Below are 26401 nucleotides of genomic sequence, written 5' to 3' on the forward strand. Positions count from 1 at the left end.
CAAGGTTATACAGGATTCGAGGTAACGAACATGGCATACAGCGAAAAGGTCATTGACCATTACGAGAACCCACGTAACGTTGGGTCATTTGATAAAGAAGATCCTTCTGTCGGCAGTGGCATGGTTGGCGCACCGGCGTGTGGTGACGTGATGCGTTTGCAGATCAAAGTCTCCCCGGAAGGCATCATTGAAGATGCGAAATTCAAAACTTACGGCTGTGGCAGTGCGATTGCTTCTAGCTCGCTAGTGACTGAATGGGTGAAAGGCAAGAGTATTGATCAAGCGGCTGCGATCAAAAACAGCGAAATTGCTGAAGAACTTGAACTGCCACCAGTGAAAATTCACTGCTCGATCCTTGCTGAAGATGCGATCAAAGCCGCGGTAGCGGATTACAAGAAAAAGCATCAGCACTAATTTATTGTTATTAGGGAGTTATTTTAATAACTCCCACTTGTTCATTGATTAAAATCATTAAGGTTGAAGTATGGCCGTCACTCTTAGCGAAAGCGCAGCAAACCGAGTTAAAACTTTTCTGGATAATCGTGGAAAAGGCATCGGTTTACGTCTTGGTGTCAAGACCACTGGCTGCTCAGGAATGGCGTATGTGCTCGAATTCGTTGACGATCTAAACCAAGAAGATCATGTCTTTGAAAGCCATGGGGTTAAGGTGATCATTGACACTAAAAGCATGGTCTACTTAGATGGCACCCAACTGGATTATAAGAAAGAAGGGTTAAACGAAGGTTTTGAATTTAACAACCCAAATGTCAAAAGTGAATGCGGTTGTGGTGAAAGCTTCAACGTTTAACGGTAACTGGCTAGCGAGACCGCTCTCGACCACAGGACCGCGAACAATATGAATTATTTTGAATTATTTGGGCTGCCGATCCAGTTTGAACTGGATGGTAGCCTTCTTTCTTCCCAGTTTAGAATGCTGCAAAAACGCTTCCATCCGGATAATTTTGCCAACGCTTCTGAACGAGATCGGCTGCTCTCAGTACAACAAGCCGCGCAGATCAACGATGCTTATCAAACGCTCAAAGATCCGCTACAGCGTGCCGAATATCTTTTGTCGCTGCAAGGTATAGCGATGAATGCCGAGCAGCAAACACTGCAAGATCCGCTGTTCCTAATGGAGCAGATGGAGCTGCGTGAAGAGTTGGAATCGCTGGCGTCACTCGCGGATCCTGGCGCGGCATTGCTCGACTTCGAGCACAAAGTGAGCGCCATGCAGCGTACTTATCTGACCCAGTTACAAGATTTATTGAGCCACGCTGAGTGGCCGGCGGCGGCCGATCAAGTCAGAAAGCTCAAATTTATAGCCAAACTCAAACATGAAGTCGAACGCGTCGAAGACCAACTGCTTGGCTAATTCAAGATTCAAAGGAACAACTGATGGCATTACTTCAGATTGCAGAGCCGGGTCAAAGTTCGGCACCCCACCAGCATAAATTGGCGGTAGGGATTGATTTAGGCACCACCAACTCGTTAGTGGCGACGGTACGCAGTGGCACGGCGAGTACCTTGGTCGATGACCAAGGGCAGAGTATTCTCCCATCCGTGGTCAACTATGGCGCCGAGCAAACTTTGGTCGGTGATGCTGCTCGTCAGCAAGCCGAAACCGATCCACACAACACGGTGATTTCGGTTAAACGTCTGCTTGGACGTTCACTGCAAGACATCAATCAGCGCTACCCACATCTGCCTTATCGTTTTAAAGCCAGCGAAAAGGGCTTGCCGATTGTGCAAACTGCGCAAGGTGACAAAAACCCGATTCAGATCTCGGCGGATATTTTGCGTGCGTTAGCTGAGCGTGCGACGGCGACTTTAGGTGGGGATTTAGCTGGCGTTGTGATCACCGTACCAGCCTATTTTGATGATGCACAGCGCGTTGCCACCAAAGATGCTGCAGGGTTAGCGGGCTTGCATGTGCTGCGTTTACTCAATGAGCCGACCGCAGCGGCGATTGCTTATGGCTTAGATTCGGGCCAAGAAGGGGTGATCGCGGTATACGATCTCGGTGGCGGTACTTTCGATATTTCGATTTTGCGTTTGTCACGCGGCGTATTTGAAGTGTTGGCGACCGGTGGTGATTCTGCACTGGGCGGAGATGATTTTGATCAGCTAATTGCTCAGTACCTGCAAACGCAGATTGGACTGAACAACTTAACCGCGCAGCAGCAGCGAGCGCTGATTAATGCCGCCAGCCAAGCTAAAATTGATTTGACCGAACAGATGACGGCGCAAGTCAAGGTACTCGGTTGGCAAGGGACGTTTACCCGTGAGCAGTTAGCCAACTTAATTAGCCCATTGCTGAAAAAGACCTTACTCGCCTGTCGCCGCGCATTAAAAGATGCTGGAGTGACGGCGGATGAAGTGCTGGAAGTGGTGATGGTCGGAGGTTCAACCCGCACCCCATTGGTGCGCGAACAAGTGGGTGAGTTTTTTGGTCGTACCCCGCTGACCAGCATTAACCCTGATCAAGTGGTGGCGATTGGCGCGGCGATTCAGGCTGATATTCTGGTCGGTAATAAGCCAGATGCGGAAATGCTGCTGCTCGATGTGATCCCACTTTCGTTAGGGATTGAAACCATGGGCGGTTTAGTCGAGAAAATCATTCCGCGTAATACCACCATTCCTGTGGCGCGCGCGCAAGAGTTTACCACCTTTAAAGATGGGCAAACCGCGATGAGCGTACATGTGGTGCAAGGTGAGCGTGAAATGGTCGACGATTGCCGCTCTCTGGCGCGTTTTTCACTCAAAGGTATTCCACCGATGGCGGCGGGAGCTGCGCACATTCGCGTCACCTATCAAGTTGATGCGGATGGTTTACTGTCGGTCACCGCACTGGAAAAAAGCACTGCAGTGCAGGCTCAAATTCAAGTTAAACCGTCTTATGGTTTAAGCGATGATGAAGTGACTCAGATGCTGAAAGATTCGATGGCCTACGCCAAGCAAGATATGTTGAGCCGAGCACTGGCCGAGCAGCGCGTAGAAGCGGATCGGGTTATTGAAGGCATACTGGCTGCGCTACAAGAAGATGGTAATGAGCTACTGACTGAGCAAGAGCGCCAAACATTACTACAGGCCATTGAACGCTTGATTGAGCTACGCAATGGCGACAATGCCGATGCCATTGAGCAAGGAATAAAAGACACCGATAAAGCGAGTCAGGATTTTGCGTCAAAACGAATGGATAAATCGATTCGTCGCGCACTGGCTGGCCACTCTGTTGATGAGATTTGAAGAGACAACCAACATGCCTAAAATTATTGTTTTGCCTCATGAAACCCTTTGCCCTGAAGGCGCAGTTTTAGAAGCGCAAATCGGGGAAACGATTCTTGATGTAGCCCTAAAACATGGTATTGCCATTGAGCATGCGTGTGAAAAATCGTGTGCTTGTACCACTTGCCACTGTATTGTTCGTGAAGGTTTTGATTCACTGCAAGAGAGTGATGAACTAGAAGACGATATGCTGGATAAAGCATGGGGGCTAGAACCAGAATCTCGCCTCAGTTGTCAGGCTCGCGTAGCGGATGAAGATCTGGTGGTTGAGATCCCGAAATACACCCTCAACCACGCGAGCGAAGAGCATTAATTGTTAACCTCGCGGTTCGCGAGGTACCATCAATAGGAAGGTTAACCATGAAATGGACAGATTCGCGCGAGCTCGCCATCGCATTGTGTGACAAGTTTCCTGAGCTTGATCCTAAAACGGTTCGTTTTACCGATCTGCATCGTTGGATTATGGAGCTGGACGATTTTGCCGATCAGCCGAATCACTCCAATGAAAAAATTCTTGAAGCGGTGATCTTATGTTGGATGGATGAATTTGAGTAAGTTATCGCTAAAAACTGCATTTGGTTAACAATTTTGATCAAAAAAAACGGGCCATTGAGTCCGTTTTTTTATTCAATTGATACTTTAACGCGTCAAAATGTTAACATCTTGGTCAATTATAAGATGACATAAATAAAGCCAATATTTAAGGCAAGGAGAAACCATGTCTACACCGATGTCTGTATTTTTGAGTACGCAAGCTGCCCAGCCTCAGTGGGGAGAAAAAGCGCTGATTTCTTTTGCCGAGCAAGGGGCAACCATCCACGTCACCCAAGCGCAAGATCTGGGTGCGATCCAGCGCGCGGCACGTAAATTAGATAATCAAGCGATCCGTAGCCTAGTATTAGCTGGTGAAGGCTGGCAACTGGAAACGATTTGGGCTTTCTACCAAGGTTATCGTGAAGCGAAAAAACGCAATACCCTTGAGTGGGCTGCACTAGCTCCAACCGAACAAGCTGAGCTTGAAGCGCGGATTAAAACCACTGATTGGACGCGCGACATTATCAATAAAAGCGCAGAAGAAGTGGCGCCACGCCAGTTAGCGACCATGGCTGGTGAGTTTATTAAATCACTGGCTCCTGAGCGTGTGACTTATCGCATTGTGAAAGATAAAGATTTACTCACCGAAGGGTGGGAGGGGATCTACGCGGTTGGGCGCGGCTCAGAACGTTCTTCCGTCATGTTGCAACTCGACTACAACCCAACCGGCGATGAGAATGCGCCAGTCTTTGCTTGTTTAGTCGGCAAAGGCATTACTTTTGATTCGGGTGGTTACAGCCTCAAACCTTCCAATATGATGTCAGCCATGAAATCTGATATGGGCGGCGCGGCAATGATCACTGGCGCGTTAGGCTTAGCCATGCTGCGTGGTTTAAATAAGCGGGTAAAACTGATTTTATGTTGTGCAGAAAACATGGTGTCAGGTCGCGCTTTAAAACTGGGCGATATCATCACCTACAAAAACGGCAAAACGGTTGAGATCCTCAACACCGATGCGGAAGGGCGCTTAGTGCTGGCTGATGGTCTGCTGTACGCCAGTGAGCAACAACCACAACTGATCATCGATTGCGCGACATTAACTGGCGCGGCCAAAAATGCTTTGGGTAACGATTACCACGCGTTACTTTCATTTGATGAATCGCTGAGTCAACAAGCTTTAATGGCGGCGAAACAAGAGAATGAAGCCTTGTGGGCACTGCCACTAGCGGAGTTTCATCGTGAGATGCTGCCATCAAACTTTGCGGATCTGTCTAACATCAGCAGTGGCGATTACACGCCAGGTGCGAGTACTGCCGCGGCATTTTTGTCTTACTTTGTGCCAAACTATCAACAAGGTTGGCTGCACTTTGACTGCTCGGCCACTTACCGCAAATCAGCCAGCGATAAATGGGCGGCGGGTGCTACAGGCATGGGTGTCAAAATGCTCGCGCGGGTTCTGATGCAATAAGTATCATGTTAAGGGCAGCGCATTACGCTGCCCTAGTTTCATTGCTTGGCAAATTATCGCAGCCAAACAATTGCAGTCAGACAATCGTAGTCAAACCAGAATAATCACAAGAAATAAAAGGACATTTTATGGCTCTAGAAAGAACATTTTCGATCATCAAACCAGATGCAGTACAGCGTAACCTGATTGGTGAAATCTATCATCGTATTGAAAAAGCTGGATTACAGATTGTGGCGGCCAAAATGGTGCACCTGAATGAACAGCAAGCGAGCGGTTTTTACGCAGAGCATGAAGGTAAAGAATTTTTCCCTGAGCTGAAAAAATTTATGACATCAGGGCCAATTATGGTGCAAGTTTTACAAGGCGAAAATGCTATCACTCGTTATCGTGAACTGATGGGTAAAACCAATCCAGAGCAGGCCGCCTGTGGAACTTTACGTGCCGATTATGCTTTGAGTATGCGTTATAACTCAGTGCATGGTAGTGACAGTCCAGCATCGGCAGCGCGTGAAATTGAATTTTTCTTTCCTGAGGCAGAAATCTGCCCACGCTAACTTATTATCCCCTTCCTACTTGAAGCGGCAGCGGTGTTGGCTAGGTTCGTTTACCCCATCACATAGTTTGTCTATGTTCATGGGGACTCACTCACTTGCCGCGTACCTGCAACTCCAAGTTGTTTGGCTATATACGTTAACTTATCGCTGGCTGAGTTGCCGGCGGTTAGGCTAGCAGTTTGGAGTCTAACCGGGATTCTCGCTGATCTATCCCCACTCTGATGCTTGATTCGCCGTACCCTTGTGACCCTTGTTGTCATTGCATAAAGGCTGTACAATTCGCGCCCTTAATTACTGTTCCGTCTGTCTGAGAGGCACCATGACCACAGAAAAAGTCAATCTACTCGATTTTGACCGCCAAGGTTTGCGCACATTTTTTGCCGAACAATTGGGTGAAAAAGCGTTTCGCGCCGAGCAGGTCATGAAGTGGATTTATCACTTTGGTTGTGATGACTTCGATCAAATGAACAATATCAACAAACAACTGCGCGAGAAGCTCAAAGCGCAGTGTGAGATCCGTGCACCTTATGTTTCAGCGGCACAGCACTCTGCCGATGGCACGATTAAGTGGGCGATGCGTGTCGGTGATCAAGATGTCGAAACCGTGTATATCCCAGAAGAAGATCGCGCAACGTTGTGTGTCTCTTCCCAAGTCGGTTGTGCATTAGAGTGCAAATTCTGTTCAACCGCGCAGCAAGGTTTTAACCGTAATCTGCGTGTGTCAGAAATTATTGGTCAGGTATGGCGTGCGGCGCGTGAAATTGGCTTAGAAAAAGAGACAGGTCGTCGTCCGATCACTAATGTGGTAATGATGGGCATGGGTGAGCCGCTGCTGAATATGAAAAACTTGATCCCAGCGCTTGAAATCATGCTCGACGATCTCGGCTTTGGTCTGTCTAAGCGTCGGGTAACGGTTTCCACTTCAGGAGTGGTTTCTGGTCTTGAACAGATGATTGGTCAAATCGATGTGGCACTGGCCATTTCGTTGCATGCGCCGAATGATCAATTACGTAGCCAAATCATGCCGATCAACGATCGTTGGAATATTCAAGAGTTCTTGGCTACCGTGCGTCGTTATATTGCTTCATCGAATGCCAACCGCGGTAAGGTAACGGTGGAGTATGTATTGCTGGATCATGTCAACGATGGCACCGAGCATGCTCATGAGCTGGCCGAATTAATGAAAGGTACCCCGTGTAAGATTAACCTGATCCCGTTCAACCCTTATCCGGGCTCGCCTTACCAGAAACCGAGTAATTCGCGTATCGATCGCTTCCAAAAGACCTTAATGCAATATGAGCACACGGTAACGATCCGCAAAACACGTGGCGATGACATTGATGCTGCGTGTGGCCAGTTGGTTGGTGATGTGATTGACCGCACTAAGCGTACAAAAACCAAACCGCTTGCTGAACAAAGCATCGCGATAAAAAATCTTTAATCCGTCGATTTAATCAAGCCAGAGCAGGTCTCTGGCTTGATTTTTATTGTATATCACCCAAAAGTGCTGCTTTTAATGGTCAAATCCAACAAAAACCTTGAACTAACTGTGATTTATTGACCATTTCTTTATTGTTTAGTCAACAATATCTATTAGAATGGGCCTCATTCCTCAAAGTTAATTTGAGCCACTTTAGCCAAGCGCTAACCCATTGCACCGATTAAGCAAACGCGTCTGAACACTACCGATAATCAACCATAAAAGTGACTGATGCACCGTTTAATCCAGATAAAGAGATGAAGATTACGGATGACTACTCAACACCACGATGATCACCAACCGGAAACGGCACAACCAAGCATTGAAAAAGTACCGCCAGGCACGTTACTTAAGCAAAAACGCCAAGAGTTAGGTCTCACTCAGCGCCAAATTGCCGATCGGCTCAGATTGCGCGTTTCTTTAATCGAACGGATTGAAGAAAATAGCTTCGAAGATGGTCTGGTGGCCACTTTTACGCGTGGTTATCTGCGCTCTTACGCCAAAGCGGTTGGCATGAGTGAGGCGGAAGTTCTGTGTGCTTTTGATGAGAGTTATGGGCAAGCGCCAGTGGCTACCCAGCCGGATATGAAAAGCTTTTCTAAGAAAACCAATCGCCAATTGCACGATAGTCGCATCATGCTGATTACTTGGGTGATTTTTGCGGTGATTATTGGCATGTCTTCGCTGTGGTGGTGGCAAAATAGCCAGAAAAATAACGTCATTCCGGAATCAACACCACCAAATATGAGTACGTTATCTGAGTCCTCCAATTTGGATGAGGTGAGTATTGCCAATCAAGAGTTCGCCAGCGTTCCTCCTCTGAATGACCTGCAAGATAATTTGCCACCGAGTGAGGAGGCGATTGCAGAGCCGCAAGCCAGTGAAGTAAGTGATGCTGCAGCAGAGGTCGATGCCTCTGCTGTGCTACCCAATACGATCAGCTCTGATCCTGTGGTGAGTGTTACGGTGCCACAAGCGGCTCCTGCTGTTGTCGCGGCACCCAGTCAAGTAGCGTCAACTAGCCCTGCTCAACCATCGGCTTTACTGGTACTTAATTTTTCCGCCGATTGCTGGATTCAAGTCAAAGATGCTACTGGAAAAACCCTCTCCACTGGGGTGAAAAAAGCCGGCCAAAGCCTAAATTTAACCGGTCAGCGTCCTTATAATGTGGTATTGGGTGCTCCAGAAGGCGTCTCAATCACATTAGCCAGTGAACCGGTCGACCTTTCTGGGTATACTTCCGGCAAAGTAGCAAGATTGACCTTACCGTAGAAAATGTCTATGCAACATGAGTCTCCTATTAAGCGTCGCCGCTCAACACGTATTTATGTGGGCGGCGTTCCTATTGGTGATGGTGCGCCCATCGCCGTACAATCAATGACCAATACTCGCACCACCGATGTGGCTGCCACGGTTGCACAAATTCAATCGTTGCAAAAAGTCGGGGCTGATATTGTGCGTGTTTCGGTTCCGACTATGGAAGCCGCAGAAGCCTTCAAACTGATCAAGCAGCAAGTCTCGATTCCGTTAGTGGCCGATATCCATTTTGATTATCGGATCGCACTTAAAGTCGCGGAATATGGTGTGGATTGTTTGCGCATTAATCCAGGCAATATCGGCAACGAAGCGCGGATCCGCTCAGTGGTTGACTGCGCGCGTGATAAAAATATTCCAATTCGAATTGGGGTGAATGGCGGTTCACTCGAAAAAGATCTGCAACTTAAATATGGCGAACCGACTCCAGAAGCGTTAGTCGAATCGGCGATGCGCCATGTGGATATTCTGGATCGCCTCAACTTTGATCAGTTTAAAGTCAGCGTTAAAGCTTCTGATGTTTTTCTGGCGGTTGGCTCTTATCGTTTACTAGCTCAAAAGATCGATCAACCTTTGCATTTGGGGATCACCGAAGCGGGTGGCGCTCGTGCGGGTTCGGTCAAATCGGCGGTTGGTCTCGGCATGCTGCTGGCAGAAGGGATTGGTGATACGCTGCGTGTTTCGCTAGCTGCTGATCCGGTGGAAGAGATCAAAGTCGGTTTCGATATTTTAAAATCGCTGCGCATTCGTTCGCGTGGCATTAACTTTATTGCCTGCCCAAGCTGTTCGCGTCAGGAATTTGATGTGATCAGTACCGTCAATGCACTAGAACAACGTTTGGAAGATGTATTAACCCCGATCGATGTATCCATCATTGGCTGTGTGGTCAATGGCCCTGGTGAAGCTGAAGTTTCTCATCTAGGGTTAGCGGGCAGCAATAAGAAAAGTGCGTTCTATGAAGATGGCGTGCGTTTGAAAGAGCGATTGGATAACGATGATCTCGTTGCACAATTGGAAGCACGTATTCGTGCTAAAGCGGCGCAATTAGATCAAAAAAATCGCATCGACATTAAGCAAGTAGAACAAGATTAATCTCAACGATATAACGGTAAGCATTGTGGCAAAAACTATTCAAGCAATCCGAGGCATGAACGATTGTCTCCCAACCCAATCGCCACTTTGGCAAAAAGTCGAAGGTGCGGTGAAAAATGTGATCAGCGCTTATGGCTACAGCGAAGTGCGCATGCCGATTGTTGAGATGACTCATCTATTTAGTCGTGCGATCGGTGAAGTGACCGATGTGGTCGAAAAAGAGATGTACACCTTTGCAGACCGCAATGGTGACAGCTTAAGTCTGCGTCCTGAAGGTACTGCAGGTTGTGTGCGTTCTGGCATCGAAAATGGTCTGTTGTACAACCAAGAACAGCGCCTGTGGTACATGGGACCCATGTTCCGTCATGAACGCCCACAAAAAGGTCGTTACCGTCAGTTTCACCAATGTGGTGTCGAAGTGTTTGGCCTTGAAGGACCAGATGTGGATGCTGAATTGATCATGATGACCGCGCGCCTATGGCGCGAGCTTGGTATTGCTGAGCATGTACGTCTAGAGCTTAACTCGATTGGCTCGCTCGCGGCGCGTGCTAACTACCGTACCGCTTTGATTGAATATCTTGAACAATATCAAAACGTGTTAGATGAAGATTGTCAGCGCCGTCTGTACACCAATCCACTGCGCGTGCTCGATTCAAAAAATCCACAAGTACAAGCAATTTTAGGTGATGCACCACAGTTGTCTGATTACCTAGATGCTGATTCCAAACAACATTTCACCGGTCTGTGTGAACTTCTCGATGCGGCAGGTATCGAATACACGGTTAATCAGCGTTTAGTGCGTGGTTTGGACTACTACAATCGCACCGTGTTTGAGTGGGTGACTGAAAGTCTGGGTTCGCAAGGTACTGTATGTGGCGGTGGTCGCTACGATGGTCTAGTCGAGCAGCTTGGCGGTAAACCAACGCCAGCGGTCGGTTTTGCTATGGGCTTAGAGCGCTTAGTGCTGATGATGGAAACCCTCGGTAATACCGATGTACGCCGTAGTGTTGATGTCTATATGGTAACGGCAGGGGAAGGCACTTTACTGGCTGGAATGAAACTGGCAGAGCAGTTGCGTGAGCAAGTACCCGGTCTACGGATCATGAGCCACTTTGGTGGCGGTAATTTTAAAAAGCAATTTAAACGTGCCGATAAAGTTGGCGCAGCGATAGCCTTGGTATTGGGCGAAGATGAAGTGGCGGCTCAAACTGTAGTGGTTAAAGATTTAATCGGCGGCGAACAGAGCACCGTTGCTCAGGCACAAGTGGCCAGCTTATTAGCCCATTTAGTGTAATTCTCCCGCGACAGATTTTAAATAAGAGGACAGGAAGTGGAACTCTACGATACTGAAGAACAACAAGTTGAAGCAATCAAAGATTGGTGGAAAGAGAACGGTAAAGCCGTGATGTTTGGTGCGGTGATCGGTTTGGGCGGCTTATTTGGCTGGCGTTATTACCAAGACAGCGTGGTTGCTGCGCAAGAAGCTGCTTCACACAGCTATAGCCAAGCGGTTGATGCACTGCTGGCAGGTGGCGTTGCAGCTGAAGCAACGCTGCAAACCTTTATTGATGCTAATCCGAAAACCGAATACGCGGTATTGGCCGCGATGCAGTTGGCCAAAGTGCAAGTTGAAGCTGGTCACTTAGATGAAGCACTCGCCCAGCTAGAGTGGGCAAAAGGTGCTACGCAAGATCCGGCACTACAACCATTGCTGAGCTTGCGTGTTGCTCGGGTACAAGCCGAGCAAGGACAGTTTGATGAAGCATTAGCTCAACTAAGCAGCATTCAACAGTCTGCTTGGGCTGGACGAGTCGCAGAGCTGCGTGGTGATATTCTGCTGCGTAAAGGTGATAGTACGGGCGCTTACGCGGCCTATACTGAAGCGCAACAAGCGATAGATGCTAGCCAAACATTGCAAATGAAACTGGATGATCTCGCTAAGTAAGGGCACTCGCTGATGAAGAAGTTGTTCAAGCAAGCGCTGGTCGCAGTGGGCGTGTTAGCACTGCTCGCTGGTTGTGCTAGTGAAGAAGAAAACGTGATCATGGCACCCCTGCCGGTGGTGAAAAGTGCATTTACTCCGAAAACACTGTGGAGCGCTTCGATCGGCGATGGTGTTGGGCATTATTTCTCTAAACTGGCTCCGGATTATGCTTACGATAAAGTGTATGTGGCTAGTCGTGATGGGCTTGTCAAAGCGCTCGACCCACAAACCGGTAAAGCGCTTTGGACCACCGATCTCGAGGGTGACAGTTCGGCTCGTTTATCCGGTGGGGTGACGGCAGCGTTCGGTAAGTTATTTATCGGTAGTGAAAATGGCGTGGTGACGGCGTTAGATGCAGAGAGTGGCGAACCGTTATGGAGCGCTGCGATTGATGGCGAAGTACTTGCTGCGCCTGTTGCCGACAACAACATGGTGATCGTCAATACCAGCCGTGGAACCTTGATTGCTTTGGCGCAAGATGATGGTAGCCAGAAATGGACCATCAGTACCGAAGTCCCGACCTTAACTCTGCGTGGTGATAGTCGGCCTACCGCAGTGGCGGGAGGGGTATTTTGGGGAACCCCAAGTGGACGCTTGGCCGCCGCGATTGCTGAGCGTGGTCAACTGATTTGGCAACAGCCGGTCGGGCAGCCTAAAGGGGCGACGGAAATTGATCGCTTAGTCGATGTCGATGCATCGCCATTGGTGATTGGTGGTACGCTATTTACGGTTGGATTTAACGGCCAATTGATGGCGATAGATTTACGCTCAGGCCAGCCAATCTGGAAGCGTAATTATTCTGCCACCATCGATATGGCGACCGATGGTAGTCGCCTCTATCTGGTGACCGATAAAGATCATCTCGTGGCGGTTGATACGCGCAGTGGTACCGAGCTGTGGAGTAACACCCAGCTTGAACACCGTTTGCTGACTGCCCCAAAAATGATCGGTGACTATGTGGTAGTCGGTGATGGACAAGGTTATCTACACTGGCTAGATCGTAATAGTGGTGAATTTGTCGCACAGCAGCTGGTCAACAACAGCGGTTTTGCGGTTGGGCCATTGGCATTAAATGATGGCTATGTGATAGTCACGCGTGATGGCCAGCTAAAGAAGCTGACGATTCAATAGTAAACTGTGATATGATTCACACACGGCTCCTGGCTGGCAACAGTTAGGAGCCGTTTTATTGCTGGCGTTTTATGACTGGCTTTTTATTACTCCCCATTTAGGGTTTGTTGCCTAAAATTGAGAGTGAAAGGCCGTTATCTCGATTGGGTTAATCTCCAGTTGCACAGTTTAAAGTGGTTATAGGTAAAAATTTAGCGCTTGTGACAGAGTGTTTACCTATAACTACATAAAATGACATTTTGTAGAGGTTGTTATGGTACCTGTTGTTGCTCTTGTTGGGCGTCCTAACGTCGGTAAATCGACGCTGTTTAATCGACTCACTCGCACACGGGATGCATTAGTTGCAGATTTTCCCGGTTTAACCCGCGACCGTAAATATGGCCAAGCTAAGCTGGGTGAGCACCAATTTATTGTGATTGATACCGGCGGTATTGATGGCTCTGAAGAAGGGGTTGAAACCAAAATGGCCGCGCAGTCACTGGCGGCGATTGATGAAGCCGATGTGGTGCTGTTTATGGTCGATGGCCGTGCCGGTTTGACCGTGGCCGATGAAGCGATTGCGCAACACCTACGCCGTATCGAAAAGACCGCCGTGTTGGTGGTTAATAAAGTGGATGGTATTGATGGTGATGCCGCTTGTGCCGAATTTTGGCAGTTAGGCATGGATCAAATGTATCAAATTGCGGCGGCACATGGTCGTGGTGTTGGTGCGCTGATTGATCGTGCGTTAAACCCGCTGGCAGAACAGATGGAAGCAGAGCAAGCCTTACTGGTCGATTTAACCGATGAGCAAGAGCCAGAACAAGAGCAGTTAGAGTACAGCGAAGAAGAAGCGGAAGCCGAATATAAGCGCCTGCAAGACTTACCGATTAAGCTGGCGATTATTGGCCGCCCGAATGTGGGTAAATCCACGCTGACTAACCGGATTCTCGGTGAAGAGCGAGTGGTGGTTTACGATATGCCGGGCACCACACGTGACTCGATCTACATTCCGATGAAACGAGATGAGCGTGAATATGTTCTGATTGATACCGCTGGGGTACGTCGTCGTAAGCGCATCAATGAAACCGTTGAAAAATTCTCAGTAGTGAAAACGCTACAAGCGATTGAAGATGCGAACGTGGTGCTAATGGTGGTTGATGCGCGTGAGAACATCTCAGATCAAGACTTAAGCTTACTTGGCTTTGCGCTTAACTCTGGGCGTTCGATTGTGATTGCAGTCAACAAGTGGGATGGTTTAGATACCGAAGTTAAAGATCGGGTGAAAAAAGAGTTGGATCGTCGGCTCGGCTTTGTTGATTTCGCCCGCATTCACTTTATTTCAGCGTTACATGGTACTGGTGTCGGCCACTTATTTGAATCGGTGCAAGAAGCTTATCGCTCGGCAACCACTCGGGTTGGTACCTCGGTTCTGACTCGGATCATGAAAATGGCCACCGATGATCACCAGCCACCTATGGTGCGTGGACGTCGTGTCAAACTGAAATATGCCCATGCGGGCGGCTACAACCCGCCGATCATCGTGATCCATGGTAACCAAGTGAATGAACTGCCGGATTCTTATAAGCGTTATTTGATGAACTACTATCGTCGCGCGCTGGAAATTATGGGTACGCCAATTCGTATTCAGTTCCAAAACAGTGAGAACCCATTTGAAGGTAAAACCAACAAAATGACGCTTTCACAAGAGCGGCAACGTAAGCGCTTGATGAGCATGGTTAAAAACCGCAGAAAATAATCAATATAGCCCAAGTTTACTTGGGCTTTTTTGTCTCTGAAGGAGAGAGATGCTATGACCTACTTCGCGACTGAAGTGACTTTTCCACAAGGGATCACCACACTGGATAGCCAAATCATGCTGTGTCAGCCCCATTCCGCAGGGGTGGATGTGGTGACGTATCGCACGCCATTCCATCCGGTTAGCCATATTTGGCCAGATCATCCGGCTGATCGCGGTCTGCTGATTTGGCAGGGAGAGCAGTATCCGCTCAGCCAATGCTTAGTCGGTGCGATTGAGCAAGCATCAGGTCGGTTGTATGTCGGGGAGGAGATCCCCGTCAAACGTAGCGAGAGCGGCTGGGTGTTTGTGGTGGTACATCGATTAGATGTGGTTTCGGCGGCGCTGCAAGTGGGTGATCATGTTCAGTTGATCGTTGATGCAGCGTACCAAGCCAGTTTAAGCCGCGGGCATAGTGCTGGCCATTTGGCTTACTTGGCGCTGAATAAAGTGCTCGCGCAAAGCTATTGGCGCAAGGATGCCGAGCGTAAAGATGCGCATGGTTATTTTGATTTCAATAGCTATGCGCAAGTTTCTAGTTATGTCACGCCAGATTGCTCAACCGATAGTTATCGATTGGGTAAAACGCTGCGTAAGCGCGGTTTAAATAGTGATGATGTGCTAAGAGATCTCAGTTTGATAGAACAAAAAACTAATCAGCAGTTGGCTGAGTGGCTAGCACTCGCCAGTCCGATTGGGTTGGAGTGTGCGGGTTCGACGCTCACCGATTCGCGTTATTGGGTGTGTGACTTACATGAAGCTCAGATCGCGAAAATTGCTTGTGGTGGCACGCACAGCAATGGTTTAAAGGCATTGGGATCGATCCAAGTGACACTTAAATCGCTCGATCAACAACATATTATTGCGGTGACGAAGGTACAAGCGGCAGAATGGGAATGATCTTTTTGTTATATTCTGTTTGTTGTCGACAAAATGGAATTTTTAAGTGTTTTAATCTGTTTAAAATCGAAATGCAGGATATGTAACTTATGCTTTCGGTGGGTGGTTATATAAAAGTTCTTTTATGGGCTGATCGCTGATCAAAACCTTTTGAGCACAAGATCAGCTTAGGATCTTGTTTAAAAGAGTATCAGTTATTGGTTAAACGCTGTGCGTTCAACGGCGCAAGCGTGATAAAGATCATCGCGGATGATCTTTGCTTGATAGATTATGTGATGTAATGCAAAAAGATCAGGAGTCGTCATATGGACAACCTATGTCCGGTGTGCAGCCAGCAATTGGAATGGGTAGGGCAGTATCATTGTACTGCCTGTACTCAGGATTATCGTAAGGTGGGATTTTGTCCACAATGCGCGGGTGAATTACAAAAACTACAAGCTTGTGGTGCGGCCAATTATTTCTGTAATCAGTGTAATGAGCTGAAATCGAAGTCGAAAATTCGCTTTATCTTCCAACCGGTTAATCAGAACTCACCACAGATCTGATTTCACCATCTCGCAGTTGGGTGACCAAGCAGTCACCCGCTTTTACTTGTGCGCATTCGCGTACTAATTCACCGCTGAGTTGACGAGTCACCGAATAACCCCGGGCTAAGGTGGCCAGTGGGCTTACCGCGTCCAATTTCTCACTGAGTAAAGCTAATTGGTGGCGCGCTTGGATCCTATGCTGCTGAGTGGACTGAGTAATACGCTGCTGCTGTTGGAGGAGATCAAAACGCTGCTGGTGGATCAGTTGCAGTGGTGAATGCAATTGGATCTTGTGGCGTAAATGATCACAGCGCTGCTGCTGACTATGCAAGCGGTGCTGGATTTTTTGGGTCAGCCGCAGGCTTAATTCATCTAATTGTTGCTGTTGGCGCTCTAGGCGCGCTTGAGGATGCTGTTTATCTAGTTGGTGATGTAAGCGAGTAAACTGAGTATGTTGCTGAGCCAAATAGTGACGCATTGCACTTGCTAATTTGGCAGGCCATTGCACCAGTAACTGCTGTTTATGGCGTTGATCTCGGCTGACCAGTTCTGCTGCCGCAGAAGGGGTTGGAGCACGCATGTCGGCGACAAAATCGGCAATCGTGACATCTACTTCATGCCCGACCGCACTGATGATTGGAATCTGACTGGCTGCGATAGTCCGCGCGACGATTTCATGATTGAAACACCATAAATCTTCCAATGAGCCCCCACCACGGCCCACAATCAACACATCACACTCGGCGCGTGAGTTGGCGCGACCAATCGCTTGAGCAATCTGTAGCGCGGCTTCTTCACCTTGCACTAAGGTTGGATAAATGACGACCGGCAACTGAGGATCACGCCGTTTGAGCACTTGCAAAATATCGTGCAGTGCCGCGCCCGTGCGTGAGGTGATGATCCCGACACAGCGTGGATGTTCTGGTAATGCTTGTTTACGGCTTTGAGCAAACAACCCTTCTGCGGCCAGCTGCATCTTCAGTTGTTCAAACTGCTGCTGTAAACGGCCGTCGCCTTCTGGCTGCATGCTTTCAAGGATGATTTGGTAATCGCCACGCGGTTCATACAAAGAGAGTCGCGCTTTGACTAACACTTGCTGGCCATTTTGTGGCTTGAAATTGACCAGACGGTTATTGCCCTTAAACATCGCACATTTGACTTGCGCTTGGCTGTCTTTGAGGGTGAGGTACCAGTGGCCTGAAACAGGGGCAGAGAAGTTAGATATTTCCCCGATCAGCCAGACGATGCCCATTTCATTTTCTAGTAACAAACGGACTTCAGCATTTAAACGGGAAACGGTGTAGATACTTGGATTGCGAGCAGGAGAGGACAAGGCTGATCTCCCAGACGTGGGTATGGAAATTAGCCGCAAGATAATACATAACAAGGGGTAAAATGCAAATAAAAAATGAATAAATGTGTAGTCAACCGATTGCCTCGGGCGTATAATCCGTCCGCAATATCAAATATAAATCCCTTTATTACGCGAAACGATAAAGTGGGTTTTCGTTCTTAACACTCCTGTTGTGAGATATTGCACATGCTACGAATCGCAAAAGAAGCTCTAACCTTTGACGACGTTTTACTCGTTCCTGCTCATTCTACCGTTCTTCCTAATACTGCTGATCTTCGCACTCGGCTGACCAAAAATATTGCGCTAAACATTCCTATGGTGTCTGCGTCGATGGATACTGTCACGGAAGCACGTCTTGCGATCGCTCTGGCTCAAGAAGGTGGCATTGGCTTTATTCACAAGAATATGTCGATTGAACAGCAAGCGGCTCAAGTTCACCAAGTAAAAATCTTTGAAGCGGGGGTGGTGACACATCCGGTCACAGTGCGCCCAGAGCAAACCATTGCCGATGTGATGGAATTGACTCATCGCCATGGTTTTGCTGGTTTCCCTGTCGTGACCGAACACAATGAACTGGTGGGGATCATTACTGGGCGTGATGTCCGTTTTGTGACTGACCTAACCAAACCGGTTGCTGCTGTTATGACGCCAAAAGAGCGTCTGGCGACCGTTAAAGAGGGTGCGACCGGTGCTGAAGTGCAAGAACAGATGCACAAAGCGCGGGTTGAGAAAATTCTGGTGGTCAATGATGAGTTTTTACTCAAAGGCATGATCACGGCGAAAGACTTCCATAAAGCGGAAAGCAAACCTAACGCATGTAAAGATGAGCAAGGCCGTCTGCGTGTGGGGGCGGCAGTTGGTGCGGCTCCGGGCAATGAAGAGCGAGTTAAAGCGCTGGTTGAAGCGGGCGTTGACGTACTGCTGATCGACTCTTCACACGGTCACTCAGAAGGCGTTTTACAGCGTATTCGCGAAACTCGCGCCGCTTATCCACACCTTGAAATCATCGGTGGTAATGTGGCCACGGCTGAAGGTGCTCGTGCATTGATCGAAGCCGGAGTGAGTGCTGTAAAAGTGGGGATTGGTCCTGGTTCTATCTGTACTACGCGTATCGTGACCGGTGTCGGTGTTCCACAAGTGACCGCGATTGCTGATGCAGCAGGCGTGGCACAAGAGTTTGGTATCCCTGTGATTGCCGATGGTGGTATTCGCTTTTCGGGCGATATTTCCAAAGCGATTGCGGCGGGGGCTTCTTGTGTGATGGTAGGTTCAATGTTTGCTGGTACTGAAGAAGCGCCGGGCGAAGTGATCTTGTTCCAAGGCCGCTCTTATAAAGCTTACCGTGGCATGGGCTCACTGGGTGCGATGTCAAAAGGTTCCTCAGATCGTTACTTTCAAACCGACAATGCAGCAGACAAGCTGGTTCCAGAAGGTATTGAAGGCCGTATCGCTTACAAAGGTCTACTCAAAGAGATCATCCATCAACAAATGGGTGGCTTACGCTCTTGTATGGGCCTAACTGGCTCGGCGACGGTAGAAGATCTGCGTACTAAAGCACAATTTGTGCGTATCTCTGGCGCGGGTATGAAAGAGTCTCACGTGCACGATGTACAGATCACCAAAGAAGCACCAAACTACCGTATGGGCTAAGCGTAAACGTTTGCTTTAATGCTTGATGAGTCAATGTGAGGCGAGTAGACTCGCCTCCGTTCATCACTCGATATGATGACTCACCTGCTTTTAACTGTTACCTGTATTTAATTCTCGGCTGATAAGACTGCTAAATAATGACTAAGAATATTCATGACCAACGAATTCTGATCCTCGATTTTGGATCGCAATATACTCAACTGGTAGCCCGTCGCGTGCGCGAAATTGGTGTGTACTGTGAGCTGTGGAGCTGGGATGTCGAAGAGGCGGATATTCGCGAATTCAATCCAGATGGCATTATTCTTTCTGGTGGCCCAGAAAGCGTGACCGAAGCCAATTCGCCACGTGCCCCACAATATGTGTTCGACAGTGGCGTGCCAGTGTTTGGTGTTTGTTACGGCATGCAGACCATGGCTGAGCAGCTCGGTGGCCGCGTGGCAACGTCTGATGAGCGTGAGTTTGGTTATGCTCAAGTGAAAATTGCTGGCGAATCCGCGCTGTTTAAAGGTCTTGAGCTGACACAAGACGTTTGGATGAGCCACGGTGACAAAGTGGTCGAAATTCCGGCCGATTTCGTCAAAATTGGCGAAACCGATACTTGCCCATACGCTGCGATGGCCAATGAAGAGAAAAAATACTACGGCGTGCAGTTCCACCCTGAAGTGACCCATACCAAACAGGGTTTACAGATGCTGGAAAACTTTGTGCTGGGCGTATGTGGTTGTGAGCGTCTGTGGACTTCGGAATCGATCATTGAAGATGCTGTGGCACGAATTAAACAGCAAGTCGGTAACGATGAAGTGATCCTTGGCCTGTCTGGCGGTGTTGACTCTTCGGTCGTGGCGATGTTGGTACACCGTGCGATTGGTGACCGTCTAACTTGCGTATTTGTTGATAACGGTTTGCTGCGCTTAAATGAAGGCCAGCAAGTGATGGATATGTTTGGCGACAAATTTGGTCTCAACATCATCAAAGTTGATGCCGAAGAGCGTTTCTTAAGCGCGCTAGAAGGCATTGATGAGCCAGAAGCTAAACGCAAAACCATTGGTCGTGTGTTTGTTGAAGTGTTTGATGAACAGTCGAAAAAACTTAGCAATGCTAAATGGTTGGCACAAGGTACTATCTACCCAGATGTGATCGAATCAGCTGCGTCTAAAACCGGTAAAGCGCATGTGATCAAATCGCACCACAACGTAGGCGGTTTACCAGATGATATGCAAATGGGTCTGGTTGAGCCACTGCGTGAACTGTTTAAAGACGAAGTGCGCAAAATTGGCCTTGAGCTTGGCTTACCTTACAACATGCTGTACCGCCATCCATTCCCAGGACCAGGCCTTGGCGTGCGCGTACTGGGCGAAGTGAAGAAAGAGTACTGTGATTTACTGCGTCGTGCCGATGCGATCTTTATTGAAGAACTGCATGCCGCCGATCTGTACAACAAGGTTTCACAAGCCTTTACCGTGTTCCTACCAGTACGCTCAGTGGGCGTAATGGGCGATGGTCGTAAGTACGATTGGGTAGTGTCACTGCGCGCGGTGGAAACCATCGACTTTATGACCGCACACTGGGCGCATCTGCCATATGAGTTCTTAGGCAAAGTGTCTAACCGGATCATCAATGAAGTGAATGGCATTTCTCGTGTGGTGTATGACATCTCAGGTAAGCCACCAGCAACCATTGAGTGGGAATAAGATTAGGTTAATCCCTGCATCTAACTCATTGTAACTTAAAGATAAGCCTTGATGGATTCCACATTGTGATGACCTTTGTGGTGACCGTCAAGGCTTTGTTATATCTGTTTCATGTACTACAACTAACTTCTCTGTATTCACCCCCGTATGGGGTAAAGTACAAACATTAATCAATTGGATACCACTACAGAGTGGATTAACTCAGGTGTGGCAAAATCCAACCATGCCTATCATTGTAAATGACTAAAACGGGTAGCCCTGATTGTAGTCAGAGGGAGCCTACCCGTAATTACTCATTTACTCAATGAGTGTTCTTAGAAGCATCGAACATCCAACAAAACTGAGGCATATAGTCCAGATTCTCTTTCACTGTCTCTTTCAAAGCCTCGTCCAGCACAGTTCCCGTGTTGACAATAGGGTTCAATATCAGGCCACGTTTAGCAGCAACAAGATTTCCGGTGACAGCCGCTTCAACGGTTAAGGTTTCAAATTCTTTCATTAACTGAATCAGACGTAGAGTGTCACTTGGGAATGGCGCCACATTGAGAGGAAGCGGACCATTTTTTGTGATCATTGAACTGACTTCTACCGCGCAATCATCAGGTAAGCCACTAATCGCGCCATTGTTACGCGTGTTCACGTGCATGATTGTGCGTTTATCGTTGTGGATTGAAGCCATAAGTTCACAGGCGGCTTCTGAATAGTATTGACCACCGCGTTTTTCTAGTTCTTTTGGCTTTTCTGCTAGTTCTGGATTTTTGTAGATGTCGAACAGGCGTTTTTCCATCGCTTTAACAACTTCACCTCGCGTGCCTTCACCATCAGCTTCTTCTTGCTCCTGCTTCATAATATCGTCACTGGTGTAGTAGTAACGCAGGTACGCACACGGAATCATTCCCATCTCTTGTAGCAAGTCTTTAGGCCACTTAAATGGTGGAATGTTGGCAGGAACTAAAGGGTCGTCACCGTTGAGAATTTCGTTCATCACGTAACCGAGTTTGTCCTGGCCTTCATGAAGTATCTGACGCGCCCAGATGAAGTGATTCAATCCGGCTACCTGCATGATGAAATCATCCTCCTTAGCGTTCAGCATTTGTGCGACGCCTTTTTGCATGATGACCGGTACATTACACAGCCCGACAGCTTTAACCTTGGTATGTTTGAGTACTGCTTCTGTAACCATGCCAGATGGGTTGGTGAAGTTCAGCAACCATGCATCAGGGCACAACTCTTCCATATCCCTGCAGATTTCTAACGTGATTGGGATGGTGCGACATGCATTCGCAAAACCACCTAGCCCGTTAGTTTCCTGGCCAATCATGCCATATTTGAGTGAGATACGTTCATCCCGAATACGGCCTTCCAAACAACCTGCACGAAACTGTGAGCAGACGAAATCGGCATTGTCCAGCGCAGGGCGTCGATCCAAAGTAACGTGCACATCAATGTTCAGACCTTCTTTTTGGATCATACGGCGCGCTAAGTCCGCAATGATATTAACCTTTTCCCGGCCATCTTCGATATCCACTAACCACAGCTCACCGATAGGCAGTTCGTTTTTACGTTTTAGTAAGCCTTCAATTAACTCTGGAGTGTAGCTTGAACCGCCACCGATAACCGCGATCTTCAATTGTTTGTCCATTTCAGTTTCCTCGTTTGAATAAGCTGTGTTAATTTCACAATGATATTCAAACAGTGACAAACTAAATAATCGTCATTATACATTAGTCAGAGTAATGCATGTCATAATATGGAACATAAACAAAATCTACTTACTCATCTGTATACCTTCAGTGTGGTGGCTAAGTTTCTGAGCTTTACTTTGGCCGCAGAAGAGTTATGCCTGACACAAGGGGCTGTCAGTCAACGAATAAAAAAGCTAGAAGAAGAGTTGGGATTCAAGCTGTTTATTCGGTTAACTCGTAAGCTGGAGCTCACTGAAGAAGGTAAGCGTATCCTGACGACACTGACATACTCACTCGATAATGTGTTCGCAGAAATTGAAGATATTCGCTTCAATGAACTGCGTGGTGAGTTATATCTTGGTGTGGCTCCAACGTTTGCTCAATCATGGCTTGTTCCGCGCTTTTCAGAGTTTCAAAGTCTGTATCCTCATCTTGATGTCAAAATTCGGGTTAAAGCCAGCAAATTAGACTTTCAAAATCAGCCTGTTGACCTCGCCATTTATTATGGGGACAACACGCATGCCGACTTCTATCATTATCGTCTCTTTGATGAGTACCTGTTACCCGTTTGTACACCAGAGTATGCAGCAAGGTTGGGCTTGCTAGATGATGATAGCCGGTTACATGAGGTGTGTTTTCTGCACTGTACCGAATCGTTAGAGTTTTTATCGCCGCTAGCGGAATGGCAGCACTGGTTAAAGCAAACGGGACGGGATACCGACTTGCTACAACGTAAATACGTGTTTAATCATGAAGAGTTGACTATGGTGGCAGCAAGACAATCGATGGGAATAGCAATGGGCCGTTACCATTTGATAAAGCCTTACCTAGATAGCGGGGAACTCATCGCTCCATTTGAACGTGTTCCTTCAGGGTTCGGCTATGATTTGATCTGCCCTAAAGGGCATGAAATCCGCCCCCGATTTAGTGCATTTTCGCAATGGATTAAAGAGAAGGTGGCAATTAATGGGTGATTATCGACCCGTTTGATGACCACTTATATCAAAGATCTAAACGTGTTGATGAAATGTTTTCCTCCACTGGTTCGGTGTCACTGAATCACGCTCTTTGAACTTATCTCGGAAGATGAGCACTGAACTAGAGCCTATTTTGGCCACGATTTGTTCGATGGACAAGTCGGTAGACTCAAGCAGATCCTGAGCCAAATTAAGCCACTCTGAAGCGAGCCATCAACATAACCCTGATGAAAGAGCCGGACGGAATGTGACACTCATGTTTTGATGCGTTTTAAAATGTACTGCGACAAGTTGGAGGCACAAGATGGATAGAATTACCTCGGGTCCACGACGGCTTAGTGTTGAAGAGATACAAGAGCTTCGTCGCGATATGCAAGAATCCTCCGCTTGGGGCAAAGCCGAACTAAAACGTCGACGAGCCGCAAAAAATCAAAAAAATTCTGTGCATGGTATAAATGATGGTATCGAGAAAGCTCACCTTTCTAAATGGCTGTTATTTAGGTGGATTTTCTGCGCGTTGATATTCGAGTGGGAATAATCCTCCTTTAAGAAACGCCTGGCATTAACAGGTACCAAATCAACCTTAAGTCCGCGTAATTGCGGACTTTTTTTGTTTTTGGTTTGGTTATAGTTAGCCATAATGTAACTAACTGTTTCCTCAATCTAAGTTTCCAATAAGATCTTTTTTCTTTTGTTGGCTGGTTAATTAAAATCCGCGCGTAATTTTTATACACATTTTTGAATTCACACTCTGAAGGTAAGTTCACATGTCAACTAAGTTAGCCAACCCAGCCCCTCTTGGTCTGATGGGTTTCGGTATGACCACCATTCTGCTCAATATCCATAATGCAGGTTTTTTCCCTATCGATTCGATGATCCTCGCGATGGGTATTTTTTACGGCGGTCTGAGTCAGGTTATTGTCGGCATCATGTGCTTTAAACGTGGTGACACCTTCGGTACCACAGCATTTACTTCTTATGGGCTATTTTGGCTGACTCTCGTCGGGTTGCTTGTGATGCCACACATGGGCTTGCCTGCTAGCCCAGCTCCTTTTATGGGCTGGTATTTAGCGCTGTGGGGCATTTTTACAGGCTTTATGTTTATTGGTTCACTGTGCTACCCAACCGCCAAGCAAGTGGTGTTTGGTTCTCTGACCATTCTGTTTGCTCTACTAGCTGCGCGCGATTTCACTGGCAGTGAACTGATCGGTACTATTGCCGGTTTCGAAGGTATCTTCTGTGGTGCCAGCGCAATCTACTTTGCGATGGCGCAAGTGCTGAATAATGAATACGGCCGCATCGTGTTACCAGTTGGTCAAAAACGCATTCAGCCTGTGCAACAAGCATAATTGCTGAGTATCCGTTGATCGGTAACGCAGAAAGGTTAGCCAATGGCTAACCTTTTTTATGCGTCTAAAATAAACAAGCTCGCTGATGGTGATTAAATTGAGTGTTAAGAGTCAATCTTTGCGGTCTCTTGCGGCTTAGCTTTGGCGGCTTTGCCTGTTTTGCGCAGATAGCGATCTTCCCAGTAAGTGGCTCCTTGGATACCCAGCTTGACCGGGTTAAAAATAAACTCAGTGACACCTTGTTGTTGCTGCTGTTCATAATCTTTCAACGCGGCCATCGTCGGCTTGGCCATAAAAAAGATGATGATAATGCCAATAATATTCAGCCAAGCCATCAAGCCAACTCCGACATCACCCAGTGCCCATGCTAAGTTAGCGGTGCGCACCGTACCGTAAAACACCGCGGCCATTAGGGCCAGTTTCAGCACGAACATCAAGCCGTTGACTTTAAACGTGCGGCGAATGTAAGCCACGTTGGTTTCCGCAATGTAGTAGTAAGCCAAAATAGTGGTAAAGGCGAAGAAAAACAGCGCAAAGGCCACGAAAGGTTTGCCGATCCCGGGTAGTGCACTGTTGACGGCGATTTGAGTAAAGGCTGGGCTGCTGGCAATCACATCAGCTGGCAGATTTTGTACTATAAATAGGCTTTCTGTTGCGCCATGCACATTGTAAGCCCCAGTGATCAAAATCATAAATGCGGTGGCTGAGCACACCATCAAGGTATCGATATAAATCGAGAACGATTGCACTAAACCTTGCTGGGCAGGATGCTGCACGTTAGCCGCCGCAGCTGCGTGTGGTCCAGTGCCTTGTCCTGCTTCATTGGAATAAACGCCACGTTTTACCCCCCAACCGATGGCGGCACCGACACCAGCCATTGGTGAGAAAGCATCGCTAATAATCAGGCCAATAATGCGTGGTACTTCACCAATATTGAGCAGAATAATCACAAAGGCGGTGATCAGATAGGCGAGGGCCATAAACGGCACCACGATTTGCGTAAAACTGGCGATCCGCTTAACCCCACCAAAAATGATGAATCCGAGCAGAATCGAAATCACGGTACCGGTAAAAATTTTGGCAAAGCTAAACGTGCCGATGGCAGTTTCAATCATCGGGCCGGAGCCAAACGCCGATTCTACCGCATTACCAATGCTATTGGACTGTACGCCCGGCAGTAGCACACCACAAGCGATGATGGTGGCTATTGCAAAAATCCAAGCGTACCATTTTTGTCCCATCGCTTTTTCGATGTAATAGGCTGGGCCGCCGCGAAACTCACCGTTATCTTCTTCTTTATAAATTTGCGCCAGCGTCGATTCTGCATAGGCGGTAGCGGCACCAAAGAATGCCACCATCCACATCCAAAAGACTGCGCCAGGGCCACCAAAACCAATGGCGGCCGCCACTCCGGCAATATTACCAGTACCGACTCGGCCTGAGAGCGATACGGCCAGCGCTTGAAAGGAAGAAATTCCTTTAGCGGACTGTTTATTATTGAGCAGTAGACGCCACATTTCGAATAAGTGGCGAACCTGTACAAAACGGGTCAGGATCGAATAAAACAAACCCGCGCCAAGACACAGGTAAATCAGTGCTGGGCTCCAAATAATTCCATTTATAAAATCAACGAATGACTGCATAACTCT

The 26401-nt window shown here is 47.8% G+C and carries 25 protein-coding genes; 22 read left to right on the forward strand and 3 right to left on the reverse strand.

The features are described 5' to 3' along the window. Window positions 1-30: 30 nt before the first annotated feature. The 17 genes from iscU (at window position 31) to PUN32_RS09800 (ending at window position 16064) form a co-directional block, all read left to right on the forward strand. Complete coding sequence (gene iscU / locus PUN32_RS09720) at window positions 31-414, forward strand: Fe-S cluster assembly scaffold IscU (RefSeq protein ID WP_166014487.1); 384 nt, start codon at window positions 31-33, stop codon at window positions 412-414. A gap of 70 nt (window positions 415-484) precedes the next feature. Continuing rightward, window positions 485-808: an iron-sulfur cluster assembly protein IscA gene (gene iscA / locus PUN32_RS09725; protein ID WP_166014488.1), complete on the forward strand. Its 324-nt coding sequence runs from the start codon at window positions 485-487 to the stop codon at window positions 806-808. Window positions 809-856: 48 nt separating this feature from the next. Then, the gene (gene hscB / locus PUN32_RS09730; protein WP_274722924.1) at window positions 857-1372 is read left to right on the forward strand and encodes a co-chaperone HscB; all 516 of its coding nucleotides are present in this window, start codon (window positions 857-859) and stop codon (window positions 1370-1372) included. Window positions 1373-1395: 23 nt separating this feature from the next. Beyond that, a complete protein-coding gene (gene hscA / locus PUN32_RS09735) occupies window positions 1396-3246 on the forward strand; it encodes a Fe-S protein assembly chaperone HscA (RefSeq protein WP_274722925.1) in 1851 nt (616 codons plus the stop codon). Between the two features lie 13 nt (window positions 3247-3259). Further along, the gene (fdx, locus tag PUN32_RS09740; protein ID WP_274722926.1) at window positions 3260-3598 is read left to right on the forward strand and encodes an ISC system 2Fe-2S type ferredoxin; all 339 of its coding nucleotides are present in this window, start codon (window positions 3260-3262) and stop codon (window positions 3596-3598) included. A 47-nt stretch (window positions 3599-3645) separates the two neighbouring features. Further along, window positions 3646-3840, forward strand: a complete 195-nt coding sequence (gene iscX / locus PUN32_RS09745) for a Fe-S cluster assembly protein IscX (protein ID WP_166014492.1) — start codon at window positions 3646-3648, stop codon at window positions 3838-3840. A 163-nt stretch (window positions 3841-4003) separates the two neighbouring features. After that, window positions 4004-5287 (forward strand): aminopeptidase PepB, encoded by a 1284-nt coding sequence (pepB, locus tag PUN32_RS09750; protein ID WP_274722927.1) that lies wholly within the window; start codon window positions 4004-4006, stop codon window positions 5285-5287. Between the two features lie 128 nt (window positions 5288-5415). Next, a complete protein-coding gene (gene ndk / locus PUN32_RS09755; protein WP_166014494.1) occupies window positions 5416-5841 on the forward strand; it encodes a nucleoside-diphosphate kinase in 426 nt (141 codons plus the stop codon). 319 nt (window positions 5842-6160) lie between these two features. Next, the gene (locus tag PUN32_RS09760; RefSeq protein ID WP_166014495.1) at window positions 6161-7282 is read left to right on the forward strand and encodes a bifunctional tRNA (adenosine(37)-C2)-methyltransferase TrmG/ribosomal RNA large subunit methyltransferase RlmN; all 1122 of its coding nucleotides are present in this window, start codon (window positions 6161-6163) and stop codon (window positions 7280-7282) included. Window positions 7283-7591: 309 nt separating this feature from the next. Continuing rightward, complete coding sequence (rodZ, locus tag PUN32_RS09765; protein WP_274722928.1) at window positions 7592-8593, forward strand: cytoskeleton protein RodZ; 1002 nt, start codon at window positions 7592-7594, stop codon at window positions 8591-8593. Between the two features lie 9 nt (window positions 8594-8602). Continuing rightward, window positions 8603-9727, forward strand: coding sequence for a flavodoxin-dependent (E)-4-hydroxy-3-methylbut-2-enyl-diphosphate synthase (gene ispG / locus PUN32_RS09770; RefSeq protein ID WP_166014497.1), 1125 nt, complete (start codon window positions 8603-8605; stop codon window positions 9725-9727). Between the two features lie 25 nt (window positions 9728-9752). Further along, window positions 9753-11021: a histidine--tRNA ligase gene (gene hisS / locus PUN32_RS09775; RefSeq protein WP_274722929.1), complete on the forward strand. Its 1269-nt coding sequence runs from the start codon at window positions 9753-9755 to the stop codon at window positions 11019-11021. Window positions 11022-11057: 36 nt separating this feature from the next. Further along, on the forward strand, window positions 11058-11672 hold the full coding sequence (locus PUN32_RS09780) for a YfgM family protein (RefSeq protein WP_274722930.1): 615 nt from the start codon (window positions 11058-11060) through the stop codon (window positions 11670-11672). Between the two features lie 12 nt (window positions 11673-11684). After that, on the forward strand, window positions 11685-12842 hold the full coding sequence (gene bamB / locus PUN32_RS09785; protein WP_274722931.1) for an outer membrane protein assembly factor BamB: 1158 nt from the start codon (window positions 11685-11687) through the stop codon (window positions 12840-12842). Window positions 12843-13095: 253 nt separating this feature from the next. After that, window positions 13096-14580, forward strand: coding sequence for a ribosome biogenesis GTPase Der (gene der / locus PUN32_RS09790; protein WP_274722932.1), 1485 nt, complete (start codon window positions 13096-13098; stop codon window positions 14578-14580). Between the two features lie 54 nt (window positions 14581-14634). Next, entirely contained in the window at window positions 14635-15519 is an 885-nt protein-coding gene (locus tag PUN32_RS09795) for an alanyl-tRNA editing protein (protein WP_274722933.1), read from the forward strand. 305 nt (window positions 15520-15824) lie between these two features. Further along, window positions 15825-16064, forward strand: a complete 240-nt coding sequence (locus tag PUN32_RS09800) for a zinc ribbon domain-containing protein (RefSeq protein WP_274722934.1) — start codon at window positions 15825-15827, stop codon at window positions 16062-16064. Here the strand turns inward: PUN32_RS09800 and xseA are convergent. After that, a complete protein-coding gene (gene xseA / locus PUN32_RS09805) occupies window positions 16039-17379 on the reverse strand; it encodes an exodeoxyribonuclease VII large subunit (protein WP_274722935.1) in 1341 nt (446 codons plus the stop codon). The genes PUN32_RS09800 and xseA overlap by 26 nt on opposite strands. Window positions 17380-17586: 207 nt before the next feature. On the opposite strand from xseA, the gene guaB reads away from it, so the two are divergent. Both guaB and guaA read left to right on the forward strand, forming a co-directional pair. Next, the gene (gene guaB / locus PUN32_RS09810) at window positions 17587-19050 is read left to right on the forward strand and encodes an IMP dehydrogenase (protein WP_274722936.1); all 1464 of its coding nucleotides are present in this window, start codon (window positions 17587-17589) and stop codon (window positions 19048-19050) included. Window positions 19051-19187: 137 nt separating this feature from the next. Next, window positions 19188-20741 carry a glutamine-hydrolyzing GMP synthase gene (gene guaA / locus PUN32_RS09815; protein WP_274722937.1) on the forward strand — a complete coding sequence of 518 codons (1554 nt, stop codon included), beginning with the start codon at window positions 19188-19190 and terminating at the stop codon, window positions 20739-20741. 301 nt (window positions 20742-21042) lie between these two features. Here the strand turns inward: guaA and PUN32_RS09820 are convergent, their stop codons facing one another. Then, a complete protein-coding gene (locus tag PUN32_RS09820) occupies window positions 21043-22383 on the reverse strand; it encodes a 6-phospho-beta-glucosidase (RefSeq protein WP_274722938.1) in 1341 nt (446 codons plus the stop codon). Between the two features lie 108 nt (window positions 22384-22491). Here PUN32_RS09820 and PUN32_RS09825 point away from each other — a divergent pair, with 108 nt between their 5' ends. The 3 genes from PUN32_RS09825 (at window position 22492) to PUN32_RS09835 (ending at window position 24752) form a co-directional block, all read left to right on the forward strand. Continuing rightward, window positions 22492-23400 carry a LysR substrate-binding domain-containing protein gene (locus PUN32_RS09825; protein WP_274722939.1) on the forward strand — a complete coding sequence of 303 codons (909 nt, stop codon included), beginning with the start codon at window positions 22492-22494 and terminating at the stop codon, window positions 23398-23400. 307 nt (window positions 23401-23707) lie between these two features. Next, the gene (locus PUN32_RS09830; RefSeq protein ID WP_274722940.1) at window positions 23708-23941 is read left to right on the forward strand and encodes a hypothetical protein; all 234 of its coding nucleotides are present in this window, start codon (window positions 23708-23710) and stop codon (window positions 23939-23941) included. A gap of 229 nt (window positions 23942-24170) precedes the next feature. Further along, complete coding sequence (locus PUN32_RS09835) at window positions 24171-24752, forward strand: acetate uptake transporter (RefSeq protein ID WP_274722941.1); 582 nt, start codon at window positions 24171-24173, stop codon at window positions 24750-24752. A gap of 104 nt (window positions 24753-24856) precedes the next feature. Here PUN32_RS09835 and PUN32_RS09840 read toward each other — a convergent pair whose 3' ends face one another. Beyond that, window positions 24857-26395: an alanine/glycine:cation symporter family protein gene (locus tag PUN32_RS09840; RefSeq protein ID WP_274722942.1), complete on the reverse strand. Its 1539-nt coding sequence runs from the start codon at window positions 26393-26395 to the stop codon at window positions 24857-24859. Window positions 26396-26401 lie beyond the last annotated feature (6 nt).

The organism is Vibrio chanodichtyis (assembly GCF_028863985.1).
In the GTDB taxonomy this organism is placed as follows: domain Bacteria; phylum Pseudomonadota; class Gammaproteobacteria; order Enterobacterales; family Vibrionaceae; genus Vibrio; species Vibrio chanodichtyis.